Genomic DNA, 14,714 nt, shown 5'->3' with positions numbered 1-14,714 from the left:
CATGGGCACCGATTCGCACCTGCAGCCGCAGCTCGCCGCCGATCCTTCCGATCCCTATCGGCGGGAGGCCCAGACCTTTCCGGAACTCAATGACGACATGGCCGGGCGCGTCGCCGCGTTCGGCAGCGTCGAGGACTGGCCGGATGGCGGCATGCTGTTCGAGCGGGGCGAGCGCAGCGTCGACTTCTTCCTGGTCCTCGAAGGCGCGGTCGAAGTGCTCGATGCGAATGCCAAGGGCTGCGAGCATGTCGTCCATGTCCATGGGCCGCGCCAGTTCACCGGCGAGCTCGACCTGTTCAACGACCGCAAGATCCTCGTCTCCGCCCGGGCACGACCGGGCACCAGGGTCGCCCGGGTCGAGCGGCTCGATTTTCGCCGGCTGATCGCATCCGAGCCGGATATCGGCGAAGTGGTGATGCGCGCCTTCATCCTGCGCCGGGTGGGGATGATGCTCCATGGCGAGGCGGGCATCGCGCTGATCGGGCCCGCGCACGGCGCCGCCACCGCGCGGATCGAGAGCTTCCTGCGCCGCAACGGCCTGCCGCATCGCCAGATCGACACCGAGACCGATGCCGATGCCGGCGGCTTCCTCGAATGTTTCCAGCTCAGCCCCGAGGATCTGCCGGTGGTGGTGGTCCGCGGCCAGACGCTGCGCCGGCCGAGCAACGGCCAGGTCGCCGATGCGCTGGGCCTCACCGTCGAGCTCGACCCGAGCCATGTCCACGACGTTGCCGTGGTCGGCGGCGGACCGGCAGGGCTCGCCTCGGCGGTCTATGCCGCCTCGGAAGGGCTCGATACCATCGTCATCGAGTCGATCGCGCCGGGCGGACAGGCGGGGACCAGCTCCAAGATCGAGAACTATCTGGGCTTCCCGACCGGCATCTCGGGCCAGGCGCTGGCGGGGCGGGCGCAGGTGCAGGCGCAGAAATTCGGGGCGCGGCTGCTGATCTCGCGCGGCGCGGTGGGGCTCGACTGCTCGCAGACGCCATTCACCGTTCGGCTCGACGACGACACCGAGATCAAGGCCCGCGCCGTGGTCGTCGCCACCGGCGCGCGCTACCGCAAGCTCGACCTGCCCAATTATGCCGCGCTGGAAGGCAATGGCATCTATTACGCCGCGACCAACATGGAGGCCGGGCTGTGCGCCGGACAGGAAGTGGTGGTCGTCGGCGGCGGCAATTCGGCGGGGCAGGCGGCGATCTACCTCGCGCGCAGCGCCGGGCACGTCCATATCCTGGTCCGCGGCAAGGGCCTGGCCGAGACCATGTCGCGCTATCTGATCGACCGGATCGAGGCATCGGACCGGATCACGCTCCATCCCTTTACCGAAGTGACCGAGCTGGAGGGCGAGCGGCACCTGGAAGGGCTGCGCTGGACCGACCGCAAGACCGGCGAGACCAGCCGCCGCCGGGTGGGGGCGCTGTTCGTCATGATCGGCGCGGTGCCCTCGACCGACTGGCTTGAGGACTGCCTGGCGCTCGATTCCTCCGGCTTCGTGCGGACGGGTAGCGGCGAGACCTTCTTCTGCTCGTCCAAGCCCGGCATCTTCGCGGTCGGCGATGTCCGCTCGGGATCGGTGAAGCGGGTCGCGTCCGGGGTGGGCGAGGGATCGGTGGTGGTCTCGTCGATCCACCGTTATCTTGAAAGCCTGCGCCAATAGCGGCAAAGGGCTCGGCCATGAGTGATACGCCTCCGGACCGCCTGTCGGTCAACCAGAACAGCCCCTTTTTCCAGCGCGAACTGCTGGAGCGCGGCATCGGCATCCGCTTCAAGGGCGTCGAGCGCCGCGACGTCGAGGAATATTGCATTTCCGAAGGCTGGATCCGCGCCGCGCTGGGCAACAAGGTCGACCGCAAGGGCAACCCGCTGACCATCAAGCTGAACGGCCCGGTGGAAGCCTGGTTCGAGCGCCCGGCCGCCGGCGAAGCGGAAGAGACGGCCGAGGGCTGATCTTCGGCCGGTTGGCTGCGCGATTCATTGAATCTCTTGATACTCCCACGCATGTGCGCGGGGGTGCGGTTTTGTGCGCCTCGGGGGAGTGTTCGACGATGAGAAAGAGCCTGTCGGGGGTGGCAGGTGAAATCCTACATTCCTAGCCCCTCCGCGCAGGAAAGACGGAGCATCAGAATTCCTCGTCACCCTGAACTTGTTTCAGGGTCCAAGGTCGGGCTTGGCCATGGCCTGGCGGATCAGGCGGTATCGCCTGCCGCGCGTTGGATGCTGAAACAAGTTCAGCATGACGGTGAGTTTGGGGCGGCGGTTCGGCAGTTCGCGGGCCGGCGCAGGTTCAGTCCGGACTTTCGAAGCTTGGCTGCCTCACCGGCGTCGCCACCCCGAACATGTTTCAGGGTCCAAGGCTGGGCCGGGCCGTAGCCTGGCGGATCAGGCGGCGTCGCCCGCCGCGCGTTGGATGCTGAAACGAGTTCAGCATGACGGTGGGGGTTGGGGCAGCGGCTCGGCAATTCCCAGACGCGGTGCCAGGTCGTTCCATTCGGGGTTCTGGCGTTCGATCAGGTTGAGCTTCCAGTCGCGGTGCCAGCGTTTGAGCTGCTTCTCGCGGGCGATGGCCGATTCCATGCATTCGGCGACTTCGTACCAGACCAGCCGGTAGACCCGGTGCTCGTGCACGAAGCCACCCGTGATGCCATTACGATGCTGGAAGAGCCGGCCGGGCAGGTCCGAGGTTACGCCGATATAGATCGTGCCTCTCGGACCGCTGGCGAGGATATAGACGCAGGGTGTTCGTTCCCGCGTCATCGGTTCATCCCCCGAACACCGCCCGTGCCGCGTCCTCGAAGGCCTTGAGCGCGGCCATGTGGGGGAAGGGGCCGTGGCTGATGCGGGCCACGCCGGTTTCCGCCACGGCCTTCGCCTCGGGCGCGCCGGGGAAGGCCATGAAGTTGACCGGGAGCGGCACGGCCTTGGCCACGCGCTCGAGCAGCGCCAGGTCGGCCAGGCCGGGGACGAAGAAGCCGCTGGCGCCGGCATCGGCATAGGCCTTGCCCCGCTCGATCGCCGCATCGGCCATCGCCGCGTCATGCGTGTCGCCCGGCGCGATCAGGAAGATATCGGTGCGGGCGTTGAGGAAGAAGTTCGGGCCCACCGTCCAGCGGATCGCCGCGATGCGCGAGGACTGCTCCACGGCGCTGTGCATCACGCGTGCCGCGGTGCCGTTGCTCGCGACGACCTGGTCTTCGAAATTGCAGCCGATCGCGCCGGTGGCGGCAAGCTTCTCGACATTGGCGGCAACCGCATCGGGATCGACGGCATAGCCGCCCTCGAAATCGACGCTTACCGGCAGCGCCACCGCGGCGACGGTGCGCCGGGCATTGGCGAGCGCGAGTTCGAGCGGCAGCGCCTCGGCATCGTCAAAGCCATGCGCGGTCGAGACCGAGGCGCTGCCGGTGGCGATCGCCTTCGCCCCCGCACGCTCGGCGACGCGGGCGCTCCCCGCGTCCCACACGTTGAACAGGATCACCGGATCGCCGGGCACGTGCAGCGCGGCGAAGCTCTGGAACTTTGCGGACATTTGGGAACCCCTCTTGTTCTCTTATTGTTCTAGATCGGCATCAGAACAACCGCAAGAGTCCGTAGCGTCCTTTTGTGTTGGGTGGCGTTAGCTGGTGCGGGTTTCGCGACAGGTGCCGCGTGTTTGCGCTACCACCCCGGCGCGTGCCGGGGCGGCGGTGCAAGATGGAAGCGCAGTCGGCTCAATGCAGCCGGGTGCTCGCCGGGGCGTTGCGGCGAATCGGGTTCGCCGGGGCGTCCGCCACCTGGAACTGCGCGGCACTGTCGGCCAGTACCTCGACTTCGTCGCTGAGCTTGCGCGCGGTGGCGGAGGTTTCCTCGACCATTGCGGCGTTCTGGCGGGTGGTGGCGTCCATCGTGCCGATCGCGCTGCTGATCCGGCCGATCGCGGCGGCCTGGGTCTGGTTGTCCTCGGCCATGGCGCCGAGCAGCTGGTGGACCTGGGCGACATGCTCCGAGATGCTGCCGAGCGCGCCATCGACCTTGCCGACCGCGCCGACGGCGTTCTGGATGTCTTCCTGGGTGACGGTCAGCTGCTCGCGGGCGCGCTTGGCTTCCTCTTCCGCGCGCATCGCCAGCGCGGAGACGAGATCGGCGACCACGGCGAAACCGCGGCCCGCCTCGCCGGCACGGCCGGCTTCCACAGCGGCGTTCATCGCGAGCACGCGGGTCTGGAAGGCGATCTTGTCGAGGCCCTCGATCACATCGTCGATGCCCTTGGCGCTGTCCGACACGCGGCCCATCGCGCCGACGACTTCATCGGCCACGGTGCGGCTCTCGCGTACGGTGAGGATCGCTTCGTCGGCACGGGCGACGACGCCGTCGGCGCTGATCGCGATCGCCTTGAGCCGGTGGTCCATCTGGCCGATCGCCTCGCTGGTCTGCTCGAGGCTGGCGGCGGTGCTCTCGGTGCGGCGGGCAAGGTCTTCCGACGCGGCGGCGATCTCGCTCGAGGCGAGGCGGATCGCCTCGGTGCCCATGCCGACCGAGCCGATCAGCTTGCTCAGGCTTTCCACCGCCTGGGTGAAGTCGGCCTCGAGCGCGGCATAGGCGGCGGGCAGGTGCCCGGCGATGCCGCTGCGCAGATCGCCCCTGGCGAGCGCGGAGAGGCTGGCGCTGACCGTCTCGATGACGGTGGTGAGCTCGGCCTCGTGGCGCGCGCGCTCGGCGGCGGTGCGCGCTTCGATCTCGGCGCGCTGGCGGGTCTCGGTGTTGAGCGCGTCGATCAGCCCGGCGAGCTGGGCCGAGAGGAAGACGAGCGCACCGGTCTCGGCGATCAGGATCACCGCGTGGAGCAGGATGCGGCCGAGGCCGCCGCCGTTGAGGAACACCCAGTCGGGCACCAGCATGCCGAGCCCGAGATGGTGGAGCGCGACGACGGCGGCGCCGGCGACGATCGCGCGCCAGTCGACCAGCATCGCCGTGGTGGCGAGCGAGGCGAAGAACAGCATGTGCAGGTCGACCTGCCAGGGCTGACCCTGGAAGACAAACAGCATCACCGCGGGCTGGGCGACCATCGTCATGGTGACCACCATGCGGGCCTGCGCATCGGTGCGGCCGCCCAGCGCCAGCCAGATCGGCCAGGCGGGCAGCGCCAGCGCGAGGAACAGGGCGATGCCCTCATTGCCCACGCTGGTGAAGAAGGTGCCGACGACGGTGGCAAGCGCCATCACGCCCATCAGGGCGGCGAGCAGCTTCATGCCCATGCGGCGCATCGCGTCGAGGGAGAGTTCGGTCATTGCTGGGGTTCCATCTGGAATTCGCCGCAGATGCGCGGCGATACGCTGACGAGAATCATGCCGCGGCGGAGCGCGGCGGGGAGCAGGCGGGCACGATCGCCCTGGACGAAGCGCGAGCGCGGCAGCGGGCCCACGGCGCCCGGGGTCCCGCCGGCTGCCAGGGCGGCATCCTCCACCGTGGCGGCGCTGGCCGGATAGAGCGGCACGAGGAGCATCGTGCCGTTCACGGGCGGCGCGAAGATCAGCAGGCCGGGGGCGAGCAGCAGCAGCGCCTGCCACGCGAGTGCGAGGGGCAGGCGGCCACGCGGCTTGGCGGTCGCCGGAGAGGCTGGGTGCTGGTGCACCCTCCATTATAGAAAAATCGCGGGCGCGCCGGTCCGGTCACGCCCGCGACTGCGGATTTTTCCTGAGGTGCGGCGCCTAGTGGACGAAGCGCGCGACGACGTCGCGGTAGCTGCGGCTCACCTTCACCTGCGCGCCCGAATCGAGCACCAGGAAACACTCGCCATTGGTGTGCGGCTTGACCTGGCGGACCAGGTCGAGGTTCACGATGGTCGAGCGGTGGACGCGCTGGAAGCGGCGCGGATCGAGCCGCTTCTCCAGATCCTTCATCGTCTCGCGCAGGATCAGCGTGTTGTCGCCGGTGTAGATGCACATGTAATCGCCGGCCGCGTCGATCCGCTCGATCGTGTCGACGTCGACGCGGAAGATCTGGCCGCGATCCTTGATGTTGATGAGCTTCTCGAAGCGGCTCGACGCCATCTCGCCATCGACGGCGGAGGCGGCGATCTCGTCGGCCGCGTCGGGTGCGACTTCGGCGAGTACTTCCTTGAGCTTCTCGATCTCCTCGACGCCGCGCTTCTCGCTCAGGCGCTGGCGCACCCGCTCGATCGTGTCGGCGAGCCGGGCGGGTTCGACCGGCTTCATGAGGTAATCCATCGCCTGCGCCTCGAAGGCGCGGATGGCATGATCGCTATAGGCGGTCACGAACACGAACAGCGGCGGTTCGACTTCCATCAGGCCCTGGACGACGGAGAACCCGTCGAAGCCGGGCATCTGGATGTCGAGGAAGACAAGGTCTGGCTTGTGCGTCTTGATCGAACGGATCGCTTCGCGCCCGTTCGAGCATTTGTCGATGATCTCGACATCTTCATGTTCCTGGAGCCGGAGCTCGAGCCCCTGAATTGCCAGGGATTCGTCGTCTACCAGGATGGTCCGAATGGTCATGCGGCCTCTCGATTAGGTTCCTCGATCTGGAACGGTATCTCGATCTCAACGCTGAACCCCTTCCCTGGGTCCGAACGCGCTTCAAATCGATGGTCAGGCCCGAAAGCCTGGGCCAACCGCTCCTTGATATTGGCGAGCCCCACGCCGGTTGAAAGAGTCGGCCGCTGCTTGGCTTCGATCAATCCCGGACCCGTGTCGGATACGGTGATCTGCACCCGTTCTCCGGCGAGCCGAGCGGAGACGGTGATTTCGGCGCCCTCCTCCTGCGGGGTCACCGCATATTTGATCGCGTTCTCGACCAAGGGCTGGAGCAGCAGCGACGGCAGCCGCGCCTTGGCGACGCGCTCGTCGATCTCGAACACCGGGCGCAGGCGATCGTCGAAGCGCATCTTCTCGATCTCGAGATAGAGCTTCAGCGTCTCGGCCTCCTGCTGGAGCGTGACATGCGCGGTCGGTTCGTTGGCGAGCGTGTAGCGCAGGAAGGAGGAGAGGCGGCTGAGCATGATGTTCGCCCGCTCGGTCTGCTTGAGCAGCACCAGCGTCGAGATCGAGTTCAGCGTGTTGAACAGGAAATGCGGGTTGAGCTGGTAGCGCAGCATCGCGAGCTGGGCCTGGCTGGCCTGCATCTCCAGCGCCTGCATCTGGTCGATCTGGCGCTCGACCACCAGGTAGAAGTTCACCGCGAAATAGAGCGCCGACCAGCCGGCCAGCACGGTGAAGTTGATGAACACCGTGCCGACGACGAGATTGATCGAGATGCTCGGCTCCGGCATCTTGATGAAGGAATAGATGAAGGCATCGAGCACCGCGTAGATCACGGTGGCGGTGCCGAGCGTCGCCAGCGTCAGCAGGATCGCGGGGATGCGCGGCAGCCGGCGGTACGTGCCGTACAGCGTCGAGAGCAGCAGCGTGAGGCAATAGCCGATGATCGCCTCGATGATCACCGCGATCACGCCTTCGACGCTGAAGCCGTTGGACAGCGACACCACGGTGCGCAGCAGCAGATAGCCGGTCCAGCCGCCCGCCTGGAGCATCCAGAAGGCGCGGTTCTTGTCCTCGAAGAACGGACGCGACAGCGCGACCGGAGGCTTTACCGGCTGCGCGAAGAACGGAGAGCTTGGGTCGAGGGTCGCCACGAACCCGCCTCTACCATCGGCGCGGCGCGAGGGCAAAACCGTGAGTGCCCGAAACGAAAACCGCCGCCCCGGTTGCCCGGAGCGGCGGAATTCGTTGCCGTCAGGCGGGTCGCTTAGAAAGCGACGACCAGCGAGCCGGTGATCGAGCGCGGCGTGCCGATGATGGCGTTGCCGACCGAGTAGCGGTTCGGGAGGCCGACGAAGCCCGACGAGCCCGACAGGCCGCCAACGTAGAACCGGTCGAACAGGTTGCTGACGTTGAGCTGGAAGTAGGTCTTCTGGTTGTCGAGCAGCTTGCCCAGGTTGAAGCGGACGTCGAGGTCGACAACCGCATAGGCCGGGATCTTCGCATAGTAGATCACGTACTGCTGCGCGCTCGGGCAGAGACCGCCGCTGATGGTGCCAGCGCAACCATAGACCGGCAGGTTCTCGTCGTTGACGAAGCGCGGGCCGGTGTACTTCGACTGCACGCCGATGTCGAACAGGCCGATGGTGCCCTGGACGCGGCCACCGACGGTCCAGTCGGGCGAGCCGCCTTCACGCTTGCCGGCCGTCTGGAAGTAGTTGACGGTGCCGGTCGAGGTCACGCCGGCCTCGATGTTGTCCTTGATCTTCGAGTGCAGGTACGAAGTGAAGGCATAGACCGTCAGGTCGCGGACCGGACGATAGGCGATCGACGCTTCGAAGCCATACTTATCGACGGCGCCGAGGTTGCGATACACGCTGGTGTCGCTCTCGATGTCGTAGACCGAGACGGTGCGGTTCTGGAACTTGGTGTACCAGCCCGACAGCTGCGCCTGGATGCTGCCGGTGTTGTAGCGGAAGCCACCTTCGAAGCTGTCCGTGGTTTCCGGCACCGGCTTCGCCTGGGGCGAACCGGCCGCATAGTAGAACGAGTTGTACAGGTTGTCGGTGCCCGGGACCGAGAGGCCCTTCGCATAGCTGGCATAGACGCTGTAGCCGTCACCGAACTTGTAGGTGACGCCGACGTTCGGAAGCGCGCGGTTGTAGTTGAAGGTGCGCTTCTGCGGCGGGGCGAAGCCGACGACGCAGGCGCGGGTGGTGATGGCGCACGAACCGGTGGTCGGACGAACGACCGTGCCGACCGTGGTCACGCCCGGCGCGAAGTAGGTGTAGGGGTTGGCGGCCGCATAGGCGGCAACCTGGCTCGGCGAGATGCACGAGACGTTGCCGTTGCCCTGCACGGTGAAGCAGCGCTGGTCGAGACGACGCTCGAAGAACGGTGCACGGACGCCGACCTTGACGATCAGCTTCTCGTCCATGAACTGGCCGCGATATTCGCCCGACACCTGGTTGAGCATCGCGATCGACTTGCGGTCACGCTTCTCGATCAGGGCGCCCTTCGAGTCCAGGATCCCGTTGTTGACCGGGAACACGTCGAACGGCTCGCCGTCGGTGCCGACCAGGCCGGCTTCGCCGGTCTGACGGTGACGACCATAGTCGAAGGTGTAGGTCAGGCGAACGCGGTTGTTGTCGTTCAGGTCATAGATCAGGTTGGCGACTGCGCCGAAGCGGCGGGTCTGGGTCTGGCTCGGCGCGATCGCGAGGATCGTGTCGAGGGTGTCGCCGTCACCGTTCAGGTCGCGGCCGACATAATAGCCGAAGCCGCCCGGCGAACCGTTGCCGGTGTTGCCGGTGGTGTTGATCACGCCGGTGTAGGTGCCCGCGCCGCAGGTGCGCAGCGTGGTGCTGCCCTGGGTGCCGCAGCCCTCGAGCAGGCTGACCGTGCCGCCGCCATTGGCCTTGGTGTACTGGTAGCTGGCGTCGAGCGTGAAGACGAGGCTGTCGGTCAGCGAGAAGCGCGAACCGAAGCGCAGGCTGCCGGTGTTCGACGGGTTGTAGCGACGATCGAATTCCTGGCCGCAGCTGGCGCCGGCGGTCGGAGCAACCGGAGCGGCCGACGGCGTGTCGGCGAGACCCGGACGTGCCGCGGTGTTGATCGTGCACGGATAGTTGATGTTGTAGTAGCGCTCGTCGCGGTTCCACGGGAAGCGGTTGGCGCTGTTCGGACCGGTGATGCGGGTGCCCAGGCCCTGGATGAAGGCCGGGGTGGTCGGGGTCGCCGGAACGAGGGTGTAGCTCGCATAGCGATCGGTGCGCAGCGGAACCGAACCGAAGAAGTTGTTGCGGTTCTCGTTGTACTGGCCGGCGAGCGAGACGAAGTCGCCATTGTCGCCCAGGCTCTTGTAGATGCGGCCGTTATACTGCTGCTTCTTCAGGCGGCCATAGTTGTTGAACGGCTGGCGGGCTTCGAGGTTCGAAGCCGAGAAGAAGGCGCGGACGCCGGTGTGGGCGATGTCGCCGGTGTCGACCATGCCGAACATGCGGAACATCGGGCGGCTCATGTTGTTGCCGATGCCGATATAGTCACCATAGGTGCCCGACAGCATCGCGCCGAACTGCTCCGAGGGAACGCGGGTGCGGATGTTGACGGTGCCGCCGACGGCCGATGCCGTGGGGCTGTCCACGTCGGTGGTGCCCAGGTTCACGCTCACCGATTCGAGCGTTTCCGGATCCTGCTGCTGGTTGGTGTAGATCGCATAGTTGCCGGTGTCGTTCAGCGGAATGCCGTCCAGCGTCTGCGAGATGCGCGAGCTGTCGAAGCCGCGGATCGTGAAGGTGCCGCCCGCGGCGCCCGTCGCGTCGTTGTTCTGGAAGCTGACGCCCGGAACCAGGTTGATGATTTCGTTGACCGTCTGGCCGGGGCGCTGGCGCGAGATCGTCTCGGCGCCCACCGTGACGCGCGTCTTCGGCTCATCGGGGATGGTGATCTGACCCGTGTTCACACGCGAACCGGTGACGACGATTTCCTCGCCCTCGAAGTCCGCGGAACCGGTCGACTGCGCGAAGGCGGCCCCCGGGATCAGCAGCGCGGCAAAAGCCACGCCCGCAAAAAGCTTGGTGCGCATTAGAGGTGTTTCCCTTTCGGTGTGTGCTTATCGTGTGCACTGAACGCGGTGCGGTTCACCGTCGTCGCCGCCCATGCTATTGTTTTATGTCGGTCCTGTGACAGTCAATCCGAGTCATGCTGGGGCGGGCTGTTAATCTGTAATTCAGGATTGTTGCGTTGCAAAAAAGTCACGCCACCGTGGCGACGATTTGCAGCCATTCGCTCTCGGAAATGACGCGAATCCCGAGGTCCGCGGCCTTTTTCAGCTTCGATCCGGCGCCGGGCCCGGCAATCACCAGATCGGTCTTCGCGGACACCGATCCGGCGACTCGCGCGCCCAGCGATTCGGCCTGGGCCTTGGCTTCGTCGCGACTCAGCGCCTCCAGCGTGCCGGTGAAAACCAGCGTTTTTCCCGAGACTTCCGATTCGCGGGTTTCGACGATGTAGGGCGGCGGCGCCACCTCGCGCAGCAGGTCGTCCCACACCGCGCGATTGTGCGGCTCGTGGAAGAAGTCCGCCAGCGCCTGGCCGACCGCACCGCCGACATTCTCGACGCCGATATGCTCGGCGATGGCCTTGTCGAGCCGGGCGCGATGCTTGGCCTCGGTCTCGCCGATCTGGGGCGGGGTGGCATCGCGCAGCGCGATCACCTCGTCGGCCAGCGCCTGCAGCGCGGGCAGGGTGGTGTAGCGCTTGAGCAGGTCGCGTGCCGTGATCGCGCCGATATGGCGGATGCCCAGACCGAACAGCAGCCGCGCCGCGTCGGGGGCGCGCTTGGCTTCGATCGCGGCGATCAGCGCATCGACCGACTTCTCCTGCCAGCCTTCGCGCCCGAGCAGCTCCTCGCGGTGCGCGGCAAGGCGGAAGATGTCCGCCGGCTCGGCGATCCAGCCGAGATCGAGGAACTCGACCAGCGTCTTCTCGCCCAGCCCCTCGATGTCGAGCGCGCCGCGGCTGACGAAATGCTTGAGCCGCTCGAGCCGCTGGGCCGGGCAGATCAGCCCGCCGGTGCAGCGGATATCGACTTCGCCTTCCTCCGCCACCGCTTCGGAATTGCAGATCGGGCAATGGGTCGGGAAGGCCCAGGGCTCGCGTGCCTCGTCGCGGGTAAGGTTCTCGACGATCTGCGGGATCACGTCGCCTGCGCGCTGGAGGACGACGCGGTCGCCGGGGCGCACGCCGAGCCGCGCGATCTCGTCGGCATTGTGCAGCGTGGCGTTGGTGACGACGACGCCGCCGACAGTGACCGGCTCGAGTCGCGCCACGGGCGTGAGCTTGCCGGTGCGGCCGACCTGGATGTCGATCGCGCGCAGGATCGTCTGGGCGCGCTCGGCGGGGAATTTGTGCGCCAGGCCCCAGCGCGGGAAGCGGCCGACGAAACCGAGCCGCGCCTGCCAGTCGAGCCGGTTCACCTTGTAGACCACGCCGTCGATATCGAAGGGCAGGTCGGCGCGCACCGCTTCGATCTTCCGGTACTGCGCCAGCGCGGCATCGAGATCGACGGGGCCGATGAACAGGTCCGAGACCGGGAAGCCCATCGCCTCGATCGCGCGGATCACCGCGACCTGGGTCTCGCCCGGCAGCGCCGTGACTTCGCCCCAGCCCCAGGCCCAGAAGCGCAGGGGGCGCGAGGCGGTTACGGTCGCGTCCTTCTGGCGCAGCGAGCCGGCGGCGGCGTTGCGCGGATTGGCGAACTGGCGGGCTTCCTTGCCGCTTGCCTCGGCCTCGGCGAGCAGCCTGGCATTCAGGGCGGCGAAATCCTCCTTGGCCATATAGACTTCGCCGCGCACCTCGAAGATTTCGGGCGCACCGCTGATCTCATGCGGGATGTCCCGGATCGTGCGCGCATTGGCGGTCACGTCCTCGCCGATCTGGCCGTCGCCGCGGGTGAGCGCCTGGACCAGCTTGCCGTTCACATAGCGCAGCGAGCAGGACAGCCCGTCGATCTTGGGCTCCGCGGTCAGCGCGACCGGCTCGGCATCGCCAAGGTTGAGAAAGCGGCGGACGCGGCCGAGGAAGTCGGCGACATCCTCGTCGTTGAAGCCATTGTCGAGGCTGAACATCGGTCGGGCATGGGCGATCTTGGACAAGGCGCCCGACGGGGCCGCGCCGACCAGCTTCGACGGCGAATCGGCGCGGACCAGATCGGGGAAGGCCGCCTCGATCGCGGTGTTGCGCCGCATCAGCGCGTCATAGTCCGCGTCGCTGATCTCGGGCGCATCCTCGGCGTGGTAGAGCCGGTTGTGGTGCGCGATTTCGGCGGCGAGCTTCTCGAGCTCTGCTGCTGCCTGTTCCGGAGTCTGGGGAAGCGGATTCATGGCGCCGGGGTTAGGCTGGCGGGCCTGCCACGATCAAGCTTGAAGACGGGCGAAGGCGTAACGATAAAGTGGGCAATGCGCCTGATCCGGATTGCTCTCGCTTCGCTGCTCTGGATCGTGGTGGCGTTCTGCCTCGTCGCCACGGCCGCGCCCTTCTTCCTCGATCGCATCTACTATACCGGGCCGGTCAGCGGCCATTTCGACGGCAAGCGCTTCTTCAACCCGGACGGCGGCGATGCGCTCGATATTTCCGCCACGCGCCGCAACAAATTGCTCTGGCAGCAGATATTCGGCGATCCGACGCGACCGGCCTGGCCCGACAAGGTTGCGGTGACGCCCTCCAAGCCGCCGGCCAGCGTGGAGGGTGAACGGATGCGCGTGACCTGGATCGGCCATGCCAGCGTGCTGGTGCAGGCGAGCGGGCTCAACATCCTCACCGACCCGGTGTGGAGCGAGACGGTCGGCCCCTATGGCTTCGGCCCGAAGCGGGTGGCCGAGCCCGGCGTGCGCTTCGAGGATCTGCCGAAGATCGATATCGTCCTCGTCAGCCACAATCACTACGACCATATGGACCTGGCGACGCTCAAGCGGCTCTGGGACCGCGACCATCCGATCATCGTCACCAGCCTGGGCAACGACACGCTGCTGCATCAGGCGGGGATTCCGTCGCCGCCGATGTTTGATTGCGGCGATTGCCCGGGTGTCGTCGCGCGCGACTGGGGCGAGGAAGCGATCGCGATCCGTTCCGAGGAGCCCGAGAAGGGCAAGCCGTATCGGGCGCCGCGGCCGGCGGTCGTCCATGTGACGCGCAGCCACCATTGGGACAGCCGCTGGTTCGCCGATCGCAATCGTGCGCTCTGGTCGAGCTTCTTGGTGCGGCTGCCGTACGGCAATTTCTTCTTCGCCGGCGATACCGGCCTCGGCGACGGCAAATGGCCAGCCGAGGCAGCGGCGCTGGGTCCGATCCGCTTCGCTGCGATCCCGATCGGTGCCTTCCGCTTCGATGAAGGGCAGATGGAGAGCGGCAGCCATATCGGGCCGAAGGACGCGATCCGGGTATGGGACGGGCTGGGCCGCCCGCCTTCGCTGGCGGTGCATTGGGGCACCTTCCGCCTGTCGCGCGAAGGCTATGCGACCCCGCCGAAAATGCTGCGCGGCATGATGCAATGCGCGGGCGAGGATCCGGCCAGCTTTGCCGCGCATCCGATCGGGCAGGGCTTCGAGGTGCCGCCGATGGGTGCTGCGCCGCGCGCGCCCGATTATGCCGGGCTCGATCGCTGCATCCGAAACGGGAATTTCGACGCGCTGCGCTGACTTCCGCTTTGGCGCGGATGCGCTAGGCTGCGGCCTCTCGAAGGGGGAGAGACAGATGCGCAAGTTCATTGCCCTGGCCGTGATCGCGGCAATGGGGATCGCCGCCGCGCCGATCCAGGAGAAGCAGGAAGGCAAGCTGCCCAACAAGGGCCGCGACATGATGCTGTCGATGGGCGCGGGAATGAAGGGCAACAAGCTCGAAAAGGCGATCGCCAAGGCCGCGGAATCGCCGCTCGGCAGCAAGGCGAATCCGGTGCGCGAGAACATGCCCGAGGGGGAAGTCGCCTATCTGCGCAAGCTGCGCTGCGAGGATGGCACCGCGCCGAAATTCGATCGCGCCGGCAATGTCGGCGAAGGGCCCTATGGCTTCATCGTCGATCTCTACAAAGTGACCTGCCCCGGCAAGGACGCGGTCGATGTCCATATCGACATGTATCATGACGGCGGCGAGACGCGGCCGGTGCCCGGCTTCACCATCGTCAACTGAGCGCCGCGGGGGCCGTTCCGTTTCGGGCGGCCTCCGTATCTTTCAGGTGCTTGA

General features: G+C 66.8%; 12 protein-coding genes. 4 read left to right on the top strand and 8 right to left on the bottom strand.

What is annotated here, in order from left to right; all coding sequences use genetic code 11:
* Position 1: 1 nt before the first annotated feature.
* Together O3305_RS13125 and O3305_RS13120 are read left to right on the top strand one after the other, a co-directional pair.
* Positions 2-1,660, top strand: coding sequence for an FAD-dependent oxidoreductase (locus tag O3305_RS13125; protein ID WP_269572962.1), 1,659 nt, complete (start codon positions 2-4; stop codon positions 1,658-1,660).
* A 17-nt stretch (positions 1,661-1,677) separates the two neighbouring features.
* A complete protein-coding gene (locus O3305_RS13120; RefSeq protein ID WP_269572961.1) occupies positions 1,678-1,950 on the top strand; it encodes a DUF3297 family protein in 273 nt (90 codons plus the stop codon).
* 474 nt (positions 1,951-2,424) lie between these two features.
* On the opposite strand, the gene O3305_RS13115 is transcribed toward O3305_RS13120, so the two are convergent.
* The 8 genes from O3305_RS13115 to ligA all read right to left on the bottom strand — a co-directional run bounded on the left by O3305_RS13115 (position 2,425) and on the right by ligA (position 12,859).
* The gene (locus O3305_RS13115; protein ID WP_269572960.1) at positions 2,425-2,757 is read right to left on the bottom strand and encodes a GIY-YIG nuclease family protein; all 333 of its coding nucleotides are present in this window, start codon (positions 2,755-2,757) and stop codon (positions 2,425-2,427) included.
* Between the two features lie 4 nt (positions 2,758-2,761).
* On the bottom strand, positions 2,762-3,529 hold the full coding sequence (locus tag O3305_RS13110) for an isocitrate lyase/PEP mutase family protein (RefSeq protein WP_269572959.1): 768 nt from the start codon (positions 3,527-3,529) through the stop codon (positions 2,762-2,764).
* A gap of 181 nt (positions 3,530-3,710) precedes the next feature.
* Complete coding sequence (locus tag O3305_RS13105) at positions 3,711-5,267, bottom strand: methyl-accepting chemotaxis protein (RefSeq protein WP_269572958.1); 1,557 nt, start codon at positions 5,265-5,267, stop codon at positions 3,711-3,713.
* On the bottom strand, positions 5,264-5,611 hold the full coding sequence (locus O3305_RS13100) for a hypothetical protein (RefSeq protein WP_269572957.1): 348 nt from the start codon (positions 5,609-5,611) through the stop codon (positions 5,264-5,266). Before O3305_RS13100 ends, O3305_RS13105 begins: the two co-directional genes overlap by 4 nt.
* Positions 5,612-5,687: 76 nt before the next feature.
* Entirely contained in the window at positions 5,688-6,494 is an 807-nt protein-coding gene (locus O3305_RS13095) for a LytR/AlgR family response regulator transcription factor (RefSeq protein WP_269572956.1), read from the bottom strand.
* Positions 6,491-7,528 carry a sensor histidine kinase gene (locus O3305_RS13090; protein WP_269576512.1) on the bottom strand — a complete coding sequence of 346 codons (1,038 nt, stop codon included), beginning with the start codon at positions 7,526-7,528 and terminating at the stop codon, positions 6,491-6,493. Before O3305_RS13090 ends, O3305_RS13095 begins: the two co-directional genes overlap by 4 nt.
* 215 nt (positions 7,529-7,743) lie before the next feature.
* The gene (locus O3305_RS13085; RefSeq protein ID WP_269572955.1) at positions 7,744-10,560 is read right to left on the bottom strand and encodes a TonB-dependent receptor; all 2,817 of its coding nucleotides are present in this window, start codon (positions 10,558-10,560) and stop codon (positions 7,744-7,746) included.
* Positions 10,561-10,729: 169 nt separating this feature from the next.
* A complete protein-coding gene (gene ligA / locus O3305_RS13080; protein WP_269572954.1) occupies positions 10,730-12,859 on the bottom strand; it encodes an NAD-dependent DNA ligase LigA in 2,130 nt (709 codons plus the stop codon).
* A gap of 75 nt (positions 12,860-12,934) precedes the next feature.
* Between ligA and O3305_RS13075 the strand changes: the two genes are divergently transcribed.
* Both O3305_RS13075 and O3305_RS13070 read left to right on the top strand, forming a co-directional pair.
* Positions 12,935-14,173 carry an MBL fold metallo-hydrolase gene (locus O3305_RS13075; RefSeq protein ID WP_269572953.1) on the top strand — a complete coding sequence of 413 codons (1,239 nt, stop codon included), beginning with the start codon at positions 12,935-12,937 and terminating at the stop codon, positions 14,171-14,173.
* A gap of 55 nt (positions 14,174-14,228) precedes the next feature.
* Positions 14,229-14,660, top strand: a complete 432-nt coding sequence (locus O3305_RS13070) for a hypothetical protein (protein ID WP_269572952.1) — start codon at positions 14,229-14,231, stop codon at positions 14,658-14,660.
* The last annotated feature ends 54 nt before the right edge of the window (positions 14,661-14,714 follow it).

The sequence above is a fragment of the Sphingomonas sp. NIBR02145 genome (assembly GCF_027359115.1).
In the GTDB taxonomy this organism is placed as follows: Bacteria; Pseudomonadota; Alphaproteobacteria; order Sphingomonadales; family Sphingomonadaceae; genus Sphingomonas; species Sphingomonas kyeonggiensis_A.
The sequence above is the reverse complement of the archived record's forward strand: the minus strand, read 5'-3'. Positions and strand labels throughout refer to the sequence as shown.